Annotated in this window: 14 protein-coding genes; 13 read left to right on the forward strand and 1 reads right to left on the reverse strand. The window is 71.3% G+C overall.

Translation table 11 applies throughout. The features are described from left to right. Positions 1-32 precede the first annotated feature (32 nt). Complete coding sequence (locus IO33_RS0103135) at positions 33-1082, forward strand: zinc-dependent alcohol dehydrogenase family protein (protein ID WP_031159852.1); 1050 nt, start codon at positions 33-35, stop codon at positions 1080-1082. 208 nt (positions 1083-1290) lie between these two features. On the opposite strand, the gene IO33_RS0103140 is transcribed toward IO33_RS0103135, so the two are convergent. Further along, positions 1291-1491: a helix-turn-helix transcriptional regulator gene (locus tag IO33_RS0103140; RefSeq protein WP_031159855.1), complete on the reverse strand. Its 201-nt coding sequence runs from the start codon at positions 1489-1491 to the stop codon at positions 1291-1293. 402 nt (positions 1492-1893) lie between these two features. Between IO33_RS0103140 and iolC the strand changes: the two genes are divergently transcribed. From iolC to IO33_RS0103200, 12 genes are all read left to right on the forward strand, one after another. Further along, positions 1894-2844: a 5-dehydro-2-deoxygluconokinase gene (gene iolC / locus IO33_RS0103145; RefSeq protein WP_031159857.1), complete on the forward strand. Its 951-nt coding sequence runs from the start codon at positions 1894-1896 to the stop codon at positions 2842-2844. A 65-nt stretch (positions 2845-2909) separates the two neighbouring features. Beyond that, on the forward strand, positions 2910-3788 hold the full coding sequence (locus IO33_RS0103150) for a Cgl0159 family (beta/alpha)8-fold protein (protein ID WP_031159859.1): 879 nt from the start codon (positions 2910-2912) through the stop codon (positions 3786-3788). 7 nt (positions 3789-3795) lie between these two features. Then, a complete protein-coding gene (gene iolB / locus IO33_RS0103155) occupies positions 3796-4620 on the forward strand; it encodes a 5-deoxy-glucuronate isomerase (protein ID WP_031159861.1) in 825 nt (274 codons plus the stop codon). After that, entirely contained in the window at positions 4617-6494 is a 1878-nt protein-coding gene (gene iolD, locus IO33_RS0103160) for a 3D-(3,5/4)-trihydroxycyclohexane-1,2-dione acylhydrolase (decyclizing) (RefSeq protein WP_031159863.1), read from the forward strand. Before iolB ends, iolD begins: the two co-directional genes overlap by 4 nt. Positions 6495-6510: 16 nt before the next feature. After that, positions 6511-8013 (forward strand): CoA-acylating methylmalonate-semialdehyde dehydrogenase, encoded by a 1503-nt coding sequence (gene mmsA / locus IO33_RS0103165; protein ID WP_031159864.1) that lies wholly within the window; start codon positions 6511-6513, stop codon positions 8011-8013. A gap of 330 nt (positions 8014-8343) precedes the next feature. Beyond that, on the forward strand, positions 8344-9750 hold the full coding sequence (locus tag IO33_RS0103170; protein ID WP_031159866.1) for an APC family permease: 1407 nt from the start codon (positions 8344-8346) through the stop codon (positions 9748-9750). Between the two features lie 213 nt (positions 9751-9963). Then, positions 9964-12615, forward strand: a complete 2652-nt coding sequence (locus IO33_RS0103175; protein ID WP_031159868.1) for a CocE/NonD family hydrolase — start codon at positions 9964-9966, stop codon at positions 12613-12615. Further along, on the forward strand, positions 12612-13466 hold the full coding sequence (locus tag IO33_RS0103180) for an ABC transporter permease (protein ID WP_031159871.1): 855 nt from the start codon (positions 12612-12614) through the stop codon (positions 13464-13466). Before IO33_RS0103175 ends, IO33_RS0103180 begins: the two co-directional genes overlap by 4 nt. A 195-nt stretch (positions 13467-13661) precedes the next feature. Beyond that, entirely contained in the window at positions 13662-14081 is a 420-nt protein-coding gene (locus IO33_RS0103185) for a hypothetical protein (protein WP_245235663.1), read from the forward strand. Between the two features lie 346 nt (positions 14082-14427). Beyond that, entirely contained in the window at positions 14428-14748 is a 321-nt protein-coding gene (locus IO33_RS0103190) for a hypothetical protein (protein WP_031159875.1), read from the forward strand. A 63-nt stretch (positions 14749-14811) separates the two neighbouring features. Then, the gene (locus IO33_RS0103195; protein ID WP_031159877.1) at positions 14812-15129 is read left to right on the forward strand and encodes a hypothetical protein; all 318 of its coding nucleotides are present in this window, start codon (positions 14812-14814) and stop codon (positions 15127-15129) included. Positions 15130-15200: 71 nt separating this feature from the next. Beyond that, positions 15201-15518, forward strand: a complete 318-nt coding sequence (locus tag IO33_RS0103200; protein WP_031159879.1) for a hypothetical protein — start codon at positions 15201-15203, stop codon at positions 15516-15518. Positions 15519-15633 lie beyond the last annotated feature (115 nt).

A 15633-nucleotide genomic window follows, 5' to 3' on the forward strand; every position in this document is an offset into this window, starting at 1 on the left:
AGTCTTCGCGGAGGTTCCCGGAAGGAGCGCGCATGCGAGCGGTCGTCTTCGAGCGGTACGGCACCCCCGCACAGGTGCGGGAGGTACCCGATCCGGAACCCGCTGAGCACGGCGTGGTCGTCAGAGTGGAGGCCACCGGTCTCTGCCGCAGCGACTGGCACGGCTGGATGGGCCACGACCCCGACATCACGCTGCCGCACGTGCCCGGGCACGAACTCGCCGGTGTCGTCGAGGCCGTGGGCTCCCGGGTGACCGGATGGCGGCCCGGCGACCGGGTCACCGTGCCGTTCGTCTGCGCCTGCGGCACCTGCCCTGCCTGCGCCGCGGGCGACCAGCAGGTGTGCGAACGCCAGACCCAGCCCGGCTTCCACCACTGGGGCTCCTTCGCCGAGTACGTCGCGCTCGACCACGCCGACGTCAACCTGGTCGCGATCCCGCACGACATGGCCTACGCCACCGCCGCCGCCCTCGGCTGCCGCTTCGCCACCGCCTACCGCGCGGTGGTGCAGCAGGGCCGGGTGGCGGCGGGGGAGTGGGTCGCGGTGCACGGCTGCGGCGGGGTCGGGCTGTCGGCCGTGATGATCGCGGCGGCCTCGGGGGCCCGGGTGGTCGCCGTCGACGTCTCCCCGCAAGCGCTCGGCCTGGCGCGGGAGTTCGACGCCGCCGAGTGCCTGGACGCCACGGATGTGTCCGACCCGGCCGCCGCCGTCCGCGAGCTCACCGGCGGCGGCGCCCATCTCTCCCTGGACGCCCTCGGCTCACCCGCCACCTGCGCGGCCTCCGTGAACGGCCTGCGCCGCCGCGGCCGGCACGTCCAGGTCGGGCTGCTGCCCTCCGCCGACGGCACCACCCCCGTCCCCCTGGCCCGGGCCGTCGCCCTGGAGCTGGAACTGCTCGGCAGCCACGGCATGGCCGCCCACGCCTACCCCGGCATGCTCCGCCTGGTCCGCTCCGGTGTCCTGCGCCCCGACCTCCTGGTGACGTCCACCCTCACCCTCGACGCGGCACCGGCGGCCCTCGCCGCGATGGGCACGGCGCCGGGGGCCGGGGTCACGGTCATCGAGCCCTGGAGCCGCGCCTGACCGCCGTGCCGGTGCCGGTCGCGCCCGTCCCGGGGCGCCCTCGGCGGGCCGCCCACTTCTGACCGAGGACCGCCCTCACCCTCCGGAAGGTGCAGCCGCGGGCGTGCCGGTGGGCACGGGATGTGCGGACAGGCCCCTGAGCGGCGCTGTGCCCCACGTGGACGGTGGGGCACAGCGCGGGTATCCCGGGCCGTGTGACCGGGCCGGGTCAGTCGGGGCGGCGGCCGCGGTTGCCGGGGCGGGAGGCGACCCAGGCGCGGACGGTGTCCGCGTACCAGTAGGGCTTGCCGCCCTCCACATGGTCGGGCGGGGGCAGCAGCCCGTGCTTGCGATAGGACCGTACGGTGTCCGGCTGCACTCTGATGTGTGCCGCGATCTCCTTGTAGGACCAGAGTCCCTGGTCGGTCATGAGCTGCACCTCCCTGCGCGCGCCGCAGCGGCGACCGGGGGCGGTCGTCGGGGGAGCCGGGCGCTGCGCTGGCGATCACCAAGCCTGTGTCCGGTGAACGACGCTGAGTGACCACAGGGCAGGGCCTGTCGAGACGGTGTGACGCACAACCCGCGTACATGTGACACCCGTGACACGGAAGGGGTGTTTGTGACGGAGGCGTCGCAAAAGCGTACGCGGGGGTGTCGGTGGGTCGCGTCGCTCTCGCGCCGCTGCCCGCGCGCGGCGCGGGCGTGCGGGCGACCGGGAGCAGCGCCGAGAACGGGTACCGTCGAGAATTGGTCCGAATGTCTGGACAAAACATTGACAGGGCGCGGCGTGCGGGACTACAAAACCGGGGAGAGTCATGACGAAGGGAAGCCGATGGCCTACGACCTGATCACCATGGGGCGGATCGGAGTGGACCTCTACCCGCTGCAAACCGGTGTCCCGCTCGCCCAGGTGTCGTCCTTCGGCAAGTTCCTCGGCGGGTCGGCGACGAACGTCGCGGTCGCCGCGGCCCGGCTCGGCCGGCGCACGGCCGTGATCACCCGCACGGGCGACGACCCGTTCGGCACCTATCTGCACGAGGCGCTGCGCGGCTTCGGTGTCGACGACCGCTGGGTCACCCCGGTCCCCGGCCTGCCCACCCCGGTCACCTTCTGCGAGGTCTTCCCGCCGGACGACTTCCCGCTCTACTTCTACCGGCAGCCCAAGGCCCCCGACCTGGAGATCGACGCCCACGAGCTGGACCTCGGCGCCGTCCGGGAGGCCCGGGTCTTCTGGGTCACCGGCACCGGCCTGAGCGAGGAGCCCAGCCGTACGGCCACCCTCGCGGCCCTCACCCACCGGGCGAAGGCGGGCACGACGGTCTTCGATCTCGACTGGCGGCCCATGTTCTGGACCGACCCCGACGAGGCCCGCCCCTTCTACGCCGAGGCCCTCAAGCACACGACCGTCGCCGTCGGCAATCTGGACGAGGTGGAGGTCGCCACCGGCGTACGCGACCCGCATGCGGCGGCCCGAGCGCTCCTGCGGGCCGGAGTCGAGATCGCCGTCGTCAAACAGGGACCCAAGGGGGTGCTCGCCGTCAGCCGCGACGGCGAGTCGGCCGAGGTCCCGCCGCTGCCCGTCGAGGTCCTCAACGGCCTCGGTGCCGGAGACGCCTTCGGCGGCTCGCTCTGCCACGGCCTGCTGGCCGGCTGGGACCTGGAGACGATCATGCGGCACGCCAACGCGGCCGGCGCCATCGTCGCCTCCCGCCTGGAGTGCTCCTCCGCGATGCCCACCCCCGACGAGGTGGCCGCCGCGCTCGACGCCGGAGCGGTGCTGTGAGGGCCGGCCGGGTCGCGGGCACGCACACCGAGGGCGGGGACGCCGGCCGGCGCTCCCGTGTCGACGTGGCCGAACTCGTCCGCATCCGCACCCATCACCCCGAGGCGATCGCCGAGGCCGCCGTCCGCCGGGCCCGGCGCCCCCTGCTGAACGACAGCGGCCGGCTGATGATCGTCGCCGCCGACCACCCGGCCCGCGGCGCGCTCGGCGTCGGCGACCGCAAGCTCGCCATGGCCAACCGTGCCGACCTGCTCGAACGCCTCTGCCTGGCCCTGAGCCGCCCGGGCGTCGACGGCGTCCTCGCCACCGCCGACATCCTGGACGACCTGCTCCTGCTCGGCGCCCTCGACCACAAGGTGGTCATGGGCTCCATGAACCGGGGCGGCCTGCAGGGGGCCAGCTTCGAACTGGACGACCGCTTCACCGGGCACCGCCCCGAGGACATCCAGCGCCTCGGCTTCGACGCGGGCAAGCTGCTGCTGCGCATCGACTACGACGACCCCGGCTCCCTGACCACCCTGGAGTCCACCGCCCGTGCCATCGACGAGATGGCCGCGCGCCGGCTGCCGGTCTTCGTCGAGCCGTTCCTCAGCCGCCGCACCCCCGACGGAAAGGTCCGCAACGACCTGTCCGCCGAAGCGGTCACCAAGTCCATCGCCATCGCCTCCGGCCTCGGCGGATCCTCCGCATACACCTGGCTGAAGGTGCCCGTCACCGAGAACCCCGACGACATGGCCCGGGTCATGGAGACCTCCACGCTGCCCGCCGTGCTGCTCGGCGGCGACATCGGCGACTCGCCCGAGGACCAGGTCGCCGCGTACGAGAAGTGGCACGGCGCGCTGCAACTGCCCACCGTGCGCGGCCTGGTGGTCGGCCGCTCGCTGCTGTACCCGGCGGACGGCGATGTGGCCGCCGCCGTGGACACCGCCGTAGGACTGCTGTGAGGGCCGCATGACCAGTACCGACCTGCACCTGCCCCGGGGTGCCACCGCGAACGCCCAGTACGCCGTCGACATCGACCCGAAGCGGGCCGGCTGGACGCACAGCAGCCTGCGTGTCGTGGAGTTGGCACCGAACGGTACGCATACGTTCACCACGGGGGACAGTGAATGGATCGTGCTTCCGCTGGAAGGCGGATGTACCGTACAAATTGAGCACAGTGAGTTCCAACTCCTGGGTCGGGAAAGCGTGTTCGCGTCGGTCTCCGACTTCGCGTACGCGCCCCGGGACACCCGGGTCCAGATCGCCTCCGGCGCGGGAGGCCGCTTCGCCCTGGCAGGAGCGAAGTGCGAGCGACGACTCCCCGCCCGCTACGGCCCCGCGCCGGAGGTCCCCGTCGAGGAACGCGGCAGCGGCGGCTGCGCCCGCCGGGTGCGCAACTTCGCCTCGGCCGACTCCTTCGACTGCGACCGGCTGATCGCCGTCGAGGTGATCACTCCGGGCGGCAACTGGTCCTCGTACCCGCCGCACAAGCACGACGAGCACCGGCCGGGCGAGGAGTCCGAGCTGGAGGAGATCTACTACTTCGAGATCGACGGCCCGAACGGTCTCGGCTACCAGCGGGTGTTCCCCTCGCGCGCGGGCGGCTCCGACGTGCTCGCCGAGATCCGCTCCGGGGACGCCGTCCTGGTCCCCGACGGATGGCACGGCCCGTCCATCGCCCAGCCCGGGCACGACATGTACTACCTGAACGTCATGGCGGGTCCGGGCGAGACCCGGGAGTGGCGGATCTGCTTCCACCCCGACCACGTAGAGAGCACAGGGGGCTACCGATGACGATCCGGCTGACCGTCGCCCAGGCACTGGTCCGTTTCCTCGCCGTCCAGTACACCGAACGCGACGGCGAACGGCACCGGCTGATCAGCGCCACCTGGGGCATCTTCGGCCACGGCAATGTCGCGGGGCTCGGCCAGGCGCTGATCGAGTACGCCGGGGAGATGCCGTACCACCAGGGCCGCAACGAGCAGTCCATGGTCCATGCGGCGGTCGGCTACGCCCGCCAGTCGAACCGCCTGTCCACGCACGCGGTGACGACGTCGATCGGCCCCGGCGCCACCAACCTGGTCACCGGCGCCGCCCTCGCCACCATCAACCACCTCCCGGTCCTGCTGCTGCCCGGTGACGTCTTCGCCACCCGCCCGGCCGACCCGGTCCTGCAGCAGCTGGAGGTGCCGTACGCGGGCGACGTCTCGGTCAACGACACGCTGCGCCCGGTGTCGAAGTACTTCGACCGCGTCCACCGCCCCGAGGCCCTGATCCCGTCCGCCCTCCAGGCGATGCGGGTCCTCACCGACCCCGTGGAGACCGGCGCGGTCACCCTCGCGCTGCCGCAGGACGTGCAGGCGGAGGCCTTCGACTGGCCGGAGGAGTTCTTCGCCGACCGGGTGTGGACCGTACGGCGGCCGGGCGCGGACCCGACCGAGCTCGCCGAGGCGGTGCGCGTCGTCCGCGAGGCGCGCCGGCCGCTGGTCATCGCGGGCGGCGGCGTCCACCACAGCCGGGCCGAGGCGGCCCTCGCCGAGTTCGCGTCGGCCACCCGCATCCCGGTCGCCTCCACCCAGGCCGGCAAGGGCTCGCTGCGCCACGACCACCCGCAGGACGTCGGCGGGGTCGGCCACACCGGCACCGCGACCGCCGACGAACTGGCCCGCACCGCCGACCTGGTGATCGGCGTCGGCATCCGGTACACCGACTTCACCACCGCCTCCGGCACCCTCTTCGAGAACCCGGACGTCCGCTTCCTCAACCTCAACATCGCGCCCTTCGACGGCCACAAGCTGGCCGGGCTCCCGCTGATCGCCGACGCCCGCAGCGGCCTGGGCGAGCTGACGGAGGCGCTGGTGATGCACGGGCACAGGGCGGCGGAGTCGTACGTCGGCGAGTACACCGAGGACAAGGAGCGCTGGGAGCAGCGCGTCGACGCCTGCTTCGAGGCCGACGAGCTCGACGTACGGCCGACCCAGACGCAGGTCATCGGCGCCCTGGACGCCCTGGTGGACGCCTCGGACATCATCATCAACGCGGCCGGCTCGCTCCCCGGCGACCTGCACAAGCTGTGGCGGGCCCGGTCCTGCGACCAGTACCACCTGGAGTACGGCTACTCCTGCATGGGCTACGAGATCCCGGCCGCGCTCGGGGTGAAGCTCGCCGCCCCCGAGCGGAACGTGTGGGCGCTGGTCGGCGACGGCACCTATCTGATGATGCCGACGGAGATCGTGACCGCCGTGCAGGAGAGGATCGCGATCAAGGTGCTGCTGGTGCAGAACCACGGGTACGCGTCCATCGGCGGGCTCTCGGAGTCCGTGGGCGGCGAGCGGTTCGGCACCGCCTACCGCTTCCCCACACCGGAGGGGACGTACACGGGTGCCCCGCTGCCCCTCGACCTCGCCGCCAACGCGGCCAGCCTGGGGATGCGGGTGCTGCGCGCGAAGACCGTGCGCGACCTGCGGGAGGCGCTCGCTCAGGCCCGCGCCGCCGACACTCCCACATGTGTCTACGTGGAGACCGAAACGTCCGACACTGTGTCGGGCGCGCCTCCGGCGCAGGCCTGGTGGGATGTTCCTGTGGCCGAGACCGCGACCCGACCGTCCGCGGTCAAGGCCCGTGAGCTGTACGAACGGCACGTCTCGACCCGACGCCGCCATCTGTAAGAAGGAGTCTCTGGGCATGACGAAGATCGTCAACCACTGGATCGGCGGGAAGACCGCCGAAGGCGCGTCGGGCACGTACGGGCCGGTCACCGACCCGGCGACCGGCGCGGTCACCACCAAGGTCGCGTTCGCGTCGGTCGAGGAGGTGGACGCGGCCGTAGCGGCGGCCAAGGACGCCTTCGCGACCTGGGGCCAGTCCTCGCTGGCCCAGCGGACCAACATCCTCTTCAAGTTCCGCGCGCTGCTCGACGCCCACCGCGACGAGATCGCCGAGCTGATCACCGCCGAGCACGGCAAGGTGCACTCCGACGCGCTCGGCGAGGTCGCGCGCGGTCTGGAGATCGTGGAGCTGGCCTGCGGTATCAACGTGCAGCTGAAGGGCGAGCTGTCCACGCAGGTCGCCAGCCGCGTCGACGTCTCGTCCATCCGCCAGCCGCTCGGTGTCGTCGCCGGCATCACGCCGTTCAACTTCCCGGCGATGGTCCCGATGTGGATGTTCCCGATGGCCATCGCGTGCGGCAACACCTTCGTGCTGAAGCCGTCCGAGAAGGATCCGTCGGCGTCGGTCAGGATCGCCGAGCTGCTGTCGGAGGCCGGTCTGCCCGACGGCGTCTTCAACGTCGTGCACGGCGACAAGGTGGCCGTCGACCGGCTGCTGGAGCACCCGGACGTCAAGGCCGTCTCCTTCGTCGGCTCCACCCCGATCGCCCGCTACATCCACGCCACGGCGTCCGCGGCCGGCAAGCGTGTGCAGGCCCTGGGCGGCGCCAAGAACCACATGCTGGTGCTGCCGGACGCCGACCTGGACGCGGCGGCGGACGCGGCGGTCTCGGCGGCGTACGGCTCGGCGGGCGAGCGCTGCATGGCCATCTCGGCGGTCGTGGCGGTCGGCTCCATCGGCGACGAGCTGGTCGACAAGATCCGTGAGCGTGCCGAGAAGATCAAGATCGGTCCCGGCAGCGACCCGGCCTCCGAGATGGGTCCGCTCATCACGAAGGTCCACCGCGACAAGGTGGCCTCCTACGTCGAGGGTGCGGCGGCCGAGGGCGCCGAGGTCGTGCTCGACGGCACCGGCTACAGCGTCGAGGGCTTCGAGGACGGCCACTGGATCGGCATCTCGCTGCTCGACAGGGTGCCGACGAGCGCCAGGGCCTACCAGGACGAGATCTTCGGCCCGGTGCTGTGCGTGCTGCGCGTCGACACCTACGAGGAGGGTGTGGCCCTCATCAACGCCTCGCCGTTCGGCAACGGCACCGCGATCTTCACCCGGGACGGCGGCGCGGCCCGCCGCTTCCAGCTGGAGATCGAGGCCGGCATGGTGGGCGTGAACGTCCCGATCCCGGTCCCCGTCGGCTACCACTCCTTCGGTGGCTGGAAGGACTCGCTCTTCGGCGACCACCACATCTACGGCAACGACGGCACGCACTTCTACACCCGCGGCAAGGTCGTCACCACCCGCTGGCCCGACCCCGCCGACGCCCCGGCGGGCGTCGACCTGGGCTTCCCGCGTAACCACTGAGGGTAGTCACCGCCCTTCGTGAGGCCGTCCGGATTCCGGACGGCCTGACATTTTTTTGAGCCGTACGCTGCGGTTCTCGTTTGTGCGGGACGAAACGGGTGGCGAAGGAGCTTGAGTTAATTGACCTTCGAAAGCAAGGTCACATTCCGAAAGGGCTTGATGGATGCTCCTATTGGTCGCCATGGCCTGGGAAAGTGATGCGGCGTAGGACTCTACGGAGGTGCGGATTCCGAAGGTAAACGCCCATTGACGTGGCGGTTTTCGTCGGGGTTCCATGCGGCATCGTCCCATCCGCCGGAGGCATCCGCACGAGTCGATCGGAACCGCCGCATGACCGACACGCTCCAGAAGTCCGTGGTTGACACCGCGCCGGCCCACTCACCCGGGCTGAAGCGTTCCATCGGTGTCGTCGGCGGCACCCTGCTGACGCTGTCCTGCGTCACGCCCGCCTCCACGCTCTTCGTGATCGTGCCCGACCTGTTCTCCAGCCTGGGCACCGCGACGGCACTCTGCCTCGCCATCGGCGCGCTGCTCTGCATCCCCGTGGCGTTCTGCTACTCGGAGCTGGGCACCCTCATCCCCAGCGCGGGCGGCGAGTACGCCATCGTCTCCACCCTGGCCGGACGGCTCGCCGGGTGGCTGGCCTTCGTGATGTCACTGCTCGTCGTGATGATCGTCCCTCCGGTCATCGCGATGGGCACCGCGGACTACCTCGCCCCGCTCATCCACCTCGACCCGTCCTGGACGGGCGCCGGCGTGATGCTCGCGGCCACCCTCGCCGGTCTGCTGGACCTGCGCGCCAACGCCTGGATCACCGGCATCTTCCTGGTCCTGGAGGTCGTCGCCGCCGGAGTCGTCGCCCTCCTCGGCTTCACCCATTCCCACCGCGCGGTGAGCAGCCTCGGCTCCCTGCAGGTCGCCGGCGAGCACGCCCACGTCAACCCGGTCACGGCCATGATGGTCCTGTCCGGACTCGCCATCGCCCTCTTCGCCACCCAGGGCTTCTCCACCGCCGTCTACCTCTCCGAGGAACTGGAGAACCCGCGTCGCAACGTCGCCCGTACCGTCCTCGCGACCCTCGCCATCTCCAGCGTCGTCATCCTGGTGCCGGTCGTCGCGATCACCCTGGGCGCCGGTGACCTGAAGGCCCTGACCGGCGGCGACATCTCCAGCATGGTCATCGCCTGGAGCAACTCGGGCGTCGGCACCTTCGTCAGCCTGTGCGTCGCCCTCGCGATCATCAACGCGGGCATCGTCATGGTCATCCAGAACTCCCGCGTCCTGTTCGCCTCCGCCCGCGACAAGGCCTGGCCCTCGCCGGTCAACAAGGCCCTGGCCAAGCTGGGCCGGTTCGGCTCCCCGTGGGTCGCCACCCTCGTCGTCGGCGTCCCCGGTGCCTTCCTCTGCTTCGTCAACCTGGACACGCTCTACGGCGTCACCGGCGTCGCGGTCACCGGCCTGTACCTGCTGGTCGCGGTCGCCGCGCTGCTCGCCCGGCGCGGGGCGCACGGCGGGAAGCAGGCGTGGCGGATGCCGCTGTGGCCGGTCATGCCGGTCCTGCTGATCGCGGTGCTCCTCTACATCCTGGTCGAGCAGGACCCGACGTACCTGTGGTGGACGGGTGGCATCACCGCCGTCGCCACCCTCTACTGGGCCTTCTACCTCCGCCCGCGCCGGGAGACCCGCTGGCTGGTGTCCCTGCCGGAGGACGTCCAGGCGGAGGAGGCGGTGGCGTAGGGGGCCGGCTTCCGGCTCCCGGCCTCCGGGCAGTACAACCGACACAGTCAGGCGCGGGGCCGCATCCGAGGTGCGGCCCCGCCGCGTGCGCCCGACCGGTCCCTCCTACCACGCCTGCTGTACGCCGGGCCCGCCCCGTACTCCCGGGGGAGGGCCCGGCGTTCAGCCCAGCGGCTTCCCCCGATGTCGGTGGCGGCCCTTACCGTTGAGGGCATGGATCTTCGGGTGTCCTCGCTGCGAGGGCTGCTCAAGGGGCCGCGCCGGCTGCTCGCCGCCGCGGCCGCCGTCGTGGCGCTCGCCGGCACCGGGACATGGACGGCGGCCGTCGCCTCCGACGACACGCGCGCGGTGCGGGTGAGCGACCAGGTGATGGCGGTCGACGGCGTGCGCCTGGACACCTCGTTCTTCACCCCCGCCGACACCGGCCGCCACCCCGCCGTCCTGCTGGCGCACGGCTTCGGCGGCAGCAAGGACGATGTGCGCGAGCAGGCCCAGGACCTCGCCCGGCACGGCTACGCGGTCCTGACCTGGTCCGCGCGCGGCTTCGGCAGGTCCACCGGCCGGATCGGGCTCAACGACCCGGAGGGCGAGGTCGCCGACGTCTCCCGGCTCATCGACTGGCTGGCCAAGCGGCCCCAGGTCCGGCTCGACAAACCCGGCGACCCGCGCGTGGGCATGGCCGGCGGCTCGTACGGCGGCGCGGTCTCGCTGCTCGCCGCGGGACACGACCACCGGGTCGACGCCATCGCCCCCGCCATCACCTACTGGAACCTCGCGGACGCCCTGTTCCCGAACGGCGTCTTCAAGAAGCTGTGGGCCGGTGTCTTCTTCAACACCGGCGGCGGCTGCACCCGCTTCGACCCCGCGCTGTGCCGGATGTACGACAGGGTCGCCGAGTCCGGCACCCCCGACCCGGCCGCCCGCGAGATGCTTCGGGAGCGCTCGCCGTCCGCCGTCGGCTCCCGTATCAAGGTGCCCACGCTGTTCATGCAGGGCCAGACGGACTCCCTGTTCACCCTCGCCCAGTCCGACGCGGCCGAGAAGACGATCCGGGCGAACGGCGCCCCGGTGGACGTCGACTGGATCGCGGGCGGCCATGACGGCGGCGACATGGAGAGCGACCGGGGCCAGGCACGCGTGCGCGCGTGGTTCGACCGGTATCTGAAGGGCGACAGGAGCGCCGCGACCGGTCCGGCCTTCCGGATCACCCGCACCGGAGGCGTGAACTCCACGGACGGCACGGCCCAGCTGCGCGGCGCGAGCGCCACCGCCTACCCCGGCCTGCGCGACCACCCGCGCGGCATCGCCCTGACCGGCGGCGCCCAGCGGGTGGCCAACCCGGCCGGCGCCAGCCCGCCCGGCGTCTCCGCGCTGCCCGGCCTCGGCGGCTCCGGCGGCCTGAGCCGGCTCTCCGCGCTCGGCCTCGGCGTCTCTCTCGACTTCCCCGGTCAGTACGCCCGGTTCGACTCCGCCCCGCTCACCCGCGACCTGCAGATCACCGGCACCCCGACCGCGACCGTCCACATCGCCTCGACCAGCGACGACGCCGTCCTCTTCGGCAAGGTCTACGACGTCGGCCCCGACGGCACCCAGCAGGTGCTGCCCTCCCAGCTGGTCGCCCCCCTCCGGGTGACCGGCGCCAGGACCGGCAAGGACGTCCCGCTCACCCTCCCGGCGATCGACCACGAGGTACAGAAGGGCCACCGGCTCCGCCTGGTCCTCGCCTCCACCGACCTCGGCTACGCCTCACCGGCCGCCCCGGCCACCTACACCGTCTCCCTCAAGAGCGACCTGAGCGTGCCGACGGCCCCCGCCGTCGCCACCGCCGCGGCGCCCCTGCCCGCCTGGGTGTGGTGGCTTCCGGTGGCCGCGGCGGCCACCGCGCTCGCCCTGCTGCTCACCGCCCGCCGCCGGACGGCCGGCCCCGCGCCCGATGCAGGGCTGGCCGAGGTGCCGCTGGTGATCAAGGACCTGAGCAAGCGGTACGCGAAGTCCGCCGACCGGTACGCGGTGCGCGAGCTGTCCTTCCGCGTCGAGAAGGGCCAGGTGCTCGGTCTGCTCGGACCCAACGGCGCGGGCAAGACCACCACCCTGCGTATGCTGATGGGCCTGATCACACCGGACGACGGCGAGATCCGCGTCTTCGGCCACGCCGTCCGGCCCGGAGCGCCCGTGCTGTCGAGGGTCGGCGCCTTCGTGGAGGGCGCGGGCTTCCTGCCGCACCTGTCCGGCCGGGAGAACCTGGAGCTGTACTGGCAGGCCACCGGCCGCCCGCCCGGCGACGCCCACCTGGACGAGGCCCTGCAGATCGCCGGGCTCGGCGACGCGCTCGCCCGCGCGGTGCGCACCTACTCGCAGGGCATGCGCCAGCGCCTCGCCATCGCCCAGGCCATGCTCGGGCTGCCCGACCTGCTCATCCTCGACGAGCCCACCAACGGTCTCGACCCGCCCCAGATCCGCGAGATGCGCGAGGTGATGATCCGCTACGCGGCCGGCGGGCGCACGGTGATCGTCTCCAGCCATCTCCTCGCCGAGGTCGAGCAGTCCTGCACCCATCTGGTGGTCATGGACCGCGGCCGGCTCGTCCAGGCCGGTCCGGTCGGCGAGATCGTCGGCTCCGGCGACACCCTGCTCGTCGGCACCGCCGGAAGCGTGGAGGAGCCGGTCGTGGACAAGGTGGCCGCGCTGCCCGGCGTCGCCTCCGCCGTGCGCACCGACGACGGACTGCTGATCCGGCTCGAACCCGGCGGCACCGCCGAGCGGCTGGTGGTGGAGCTGGTGCGGCTGGAAGTGCCCCTCGCCTCGGTCGGCCCGCACCGCCGCCTCGAAGACGCCTTCCTCACCCTGATCGGAGGTTCCGCATGAGCACGCTCACCGAGGTCGCCTCCGGCTACCGGACGCGGCACACCCTGCCGCTGCGCGTCGAGCTGGTCCGGCAGCTCAAGCGGCGCCGCACCCTGGTCATGGGCGCGATCCTCGCGCTCCTGCCGTTCGTGCTGCTGATCGCCTTCGCCGTCGGCGGTGACCCGGGCGGCCGGAACAGCCAGGTCACCCTGATGGACACGGCGACCGCCTCCGGCGCCAACTTCGCCGCGGTGAACCTGTTCGTCTCGGCCGGCTTCCTGCTGGTCATCCCGGTCGCCCTGTTCTGCGGGGACACGGTCGCCTCGGAGGCGAGCTGGTCCTCGCTGCGCTATCTGCTCGCCGCGCCCGTGCCGCGCGCCCGGCTGCTGTGGTCCAAGCTGGTGGTGGCGCTCGGGCTGAGCCTCGCCGCGATGGTCCTGCTCCCCGTGGTCGCGCTCGCCGTCGGTACGGCGGCCTACGGCTGGGGCCCGCTGCAGATTCCCACCGGCGGCGCGCTGGACCCCGGTACGGCGTTGCAGCGGCTGGCGGTGACCGTGGCGTACGTCTTCGTGTCCCAGCTGGTCACCGCGGGGCTCGCGTTCTGGCTGTCGACGAAGACCGACGCCCCGCTCGGCGCGGTCGGCGGCGCGGTCGGCCTGACCGTCGTCGGCAATGTCCTGGACGCCGTCACCGCTCTCGGCCACTGGCGTGACTTCCTGCCCGCGCACTGGCAGTTCGCCTGGGCCGACACCGTCCAGCCGCACCCCGAGTGGTCCGGCATCATCCAGGGGACGGCGATCTCTCTGAGCTACGCACTCGTGCTCATCGCGCTTGCCTTCCGCGGGTTCGCCCGCAAGGACGTGGTGTCGTAGTTCTCCCACGCTTGAAGCACCATACGATCAATTGATTCGCCGACCAGATGTGAATACCTCTGTATAAACCCCGGGAATGCGCTCCTTCACTCCCATGGCATTCATGCGTATGGAGTAGTGCGTCACTTTGGGACGACTGTGGACTGCTATGTTCTGCGTCTGTCGGATCAGAGATAACTTCAAGTGAGGTGAATCATGAAGAAGGCAGTTTTCACAACTGCGGCGTTGGCCATCGGCGCGAGTCTCGTGGGTGGCTCGGCTGTCGCGGCGTCGGCCGCGGGAAAGGCGCCGGCCAGCGAAACCGGACCGCTCGGCCTCATGTCCCAGACCGAGGTGACCCCGGCGCTCGTGCCCGCGGCCGACACGGTGATGCGAGTGGCCAAGCAGGGGAACCTCACCAAGGGCAGCGCCTTCGACCAGAACCAGGCGTCGACGGTGACCGGCAAGAACAAGGCCGCGAAAATCTCCGGTGTATACCTGGACGGTATGGGGCGCAGCACCAACAAGAAGCCCGCTATTCCGGTGAAGAATCCGCTCGGTACCGGAGCCGTTCAGGTCCACCCGCTGAATGGGCCGACCAGCGCCGGGCTCGGTAGCCTGCTCAATCAGGGGTGACGCGGAACCGTCAGGAGTCGGCGTGACCGGGGTTCTGACACTCTGATCCGGTTCCCTCGCCGGAGACCCGACACCGCTGCTGCCGCACACCCACCCGGCGTCGATGTCGTGCCGCACCCACGCCTCAAAACCTGTCCGGCCCACTGGATTCCTCCTTGCCAGTGGGCCGGACGCATGTCGGCGTTCACTCCGGGTCCGTGCAGCCCGAATGAATCGAATGCGCGGCGCCGTTCCGCCATCCGGTGGAATCCGCCCGGTATGCCCGGTGTCCGCGTGACTTTTCGCCGCATATTTCGGTTTCTTGCTATGTAAGCGCGGCTTACCGTGAATCCAGGAAGGAACCGAGTTGACCAGGAAGTTCGCGGTCATCACTGCACTCGCCCTTGGCGCTGTCTGCGGCAGCGCTGGCGTTGCCTCCGCCCACTCGAACACGACCAACGCCACTGGTGGTGACGGCTTTTCGTCGTCCCCGGTCGTCGTGAACGCCCCGCAGCAGGGTGTGCTCGTCGTCAACGGCACGCTCATCGATGGTCGCTGCATCGCGCCGTGGTCCAACGGTGCCGTTCTCGGTGGTGTCGTTCCGCCGAACTCGCACTACGCCGCCTGCGACACGGCGCAGGTCGACCAGTCGCAGCGCGCCGCGTACCAGGGCGGCCTGCTCTTCTGACCCCTGCTTCGAGCAATTCCGAGCAGGTGAACCCCCCGAAACGCAGTCCGGAAGGGACATCCCATGCGTAACAAGGTTACGGCCATCTCCGCCCTCGCCGCGGGTGTCGTCCTGGCGGCCGCGGGTACCGCCGCAGCCGACAACTGCACCACTGTCACGGGCGGCAAGGGCTTCTCGTCGTCCCCGGTCGTCGTGAACTCCCCCCAGCAGGGCGTCGCCGTGGTCAACGGCAATGCCGTCGATCTCCGCTGCGTCGCGCCGTGGTCGAACGGTGCGGTCCTCGGCGGGGTCGTCGCGCCGAACTCGCACTACGCCGCGTGCGACACGGCCAAGGTCGACCAGTCGCAGCACGCCGGCTACACGGGCGGCCTGCTCTTCTAACTCCCCGCGCTCCGAGCACTCGGAGCAGGGCAGACGTCCCCTCCCCGTCACTCACCCGAAAGGCGCAACTCATGCGTAAGAAGGTCACGGCCCTCAGCGTCCTGGCTGCGGGAATCGTCCTGGCGGCCGGCGGTACCGCTGCGGCCGACAACAACACCACCGTCACCGGCGGCGACGGCTTCTCGGAGTCGCCGATTGTGGTGAACGCTCCGCAGCAGGGCATCGCCGTCGTGAACGGTTCCCTGGTCGACGGCCGTTGCATCGCGCCGTGGTCGAACGGTGCCGTCCTCGGCGGCGTCGCCGCGCCGAACTCGCACTACGCCGCCTGCAACACGGCGGAGGTCGACCAGTCGCAGTGGGCCCCCTACGCCGGTGGCCTCCTGTTCTGAGCAGCCCCAGCCTGGCGGCCCGTCGAGTCTCGGCGGGCCGCTGTCGGCTGTCCCCGCTCTCCCGTGCATGGTGCTCGTGCATTCTGCACGCGTTTTTTGACCTTTTGACGAGACG

It is taken from the genome of Streptomyces durhamensis (assembly GCF_000725475.1).
GTDB classification, from domain to species: Bacteria; Actinomycetota; Actinomycetes; order Streptomycetales; family Streptomycetaceae; genus Streptomyces; species Streptomyces filipinensis.

What these genes read in the sequence shown, in the direction of transcription:
- IO33_RS0103135 (WP_031159852.1), top strand. Translation starts at nt 33, where the DNA reads ATGCGAGCGGTCGTCTTCGAGCGGTACGGCACCCCCGCACAGGTGCGG.
- IO33_RS0103140 (WP_031159855.1), bottom strand. Translation starts at nt 1,491, where the DNA reads ATGACCGACCAGGGACTCTGGTCCTACAAGGAGATCGCGGCACACATC.
- iolB (WP_031159861.1), top strand. Translation starts at nt 3,796, where the DNA reads ATGACCAGTACCGACCTGCACCTGCCCCGGGGTGCCACCGCGAACGCC.
- mmsA (WP_031159864.1), top strand. Translation starts at nt 6,511, where the DNA reads ATGACGAAGATCGTCAACCACTGGATCGGCGGGAAGACCGCCGAAGGC.
- IO33_RS0103180 (WP_031159871.1), top strand. Translation starts at nt 12,612, where the DNA reads ATGAGCACGCTCACCGAGGTCGCCTCCGGCTACCGGACGCGGCACACC.
- IO33_RS0103200 (WP_031159879.1), top strand. Translation starts at nt 15,201, where the DNA reads ATGCGTAAGAAGGTCACGGCCCTCAGCGTCCTGGCTGCGGGAATCGTC.
- IO33_RS0103195 (WP_031159877.1), top strand. Translation starts at nt 14,812, where the DNA reads ATGCGTAACAAGGTTACGGCCATCTCCGCCCTCGCCGCGGGTGTCGTC.
- IO33_RS0103185 (WP_245235663.1), top strand. Translation starts at nt 13,662, where the DNA reads ATGAAGAAGGCAGTTTTCACAACTGCGGCGTTGGCCATCGGCGCGAGT.
- iolC (WP_031159857.1), top strand. Translation starts at nt 1,894, where the DNA reads ATGGCCTACGACCTGATCACCATGGGGCGGATCGGAGTGGACCTCTAC.
- IO33_RS0103170 (WP_031159866.1), top strand. Translation starts at nt 8,344, where the DNA reads ATGACCGACACGCTCCAGAAGTCCGTGGTTGACACCGCGCCGGCCCAC.
- iolD (WP_031159863.1), top strand. Translation starts at nt 4,617, where the DNA reads ATGACGATCCGGCTGACCGTCGCCCAGGCACTGGTCCGTTTCCTCGCC.
- IO33_RS0103175 (WP_031159868.1), top strand. Translation starts at nt 9,964, where the DNA reads ATGGATCTTCGGGTGTCCTCGCTGCGAGGGCTGCTCAAGGGGCCGCGC.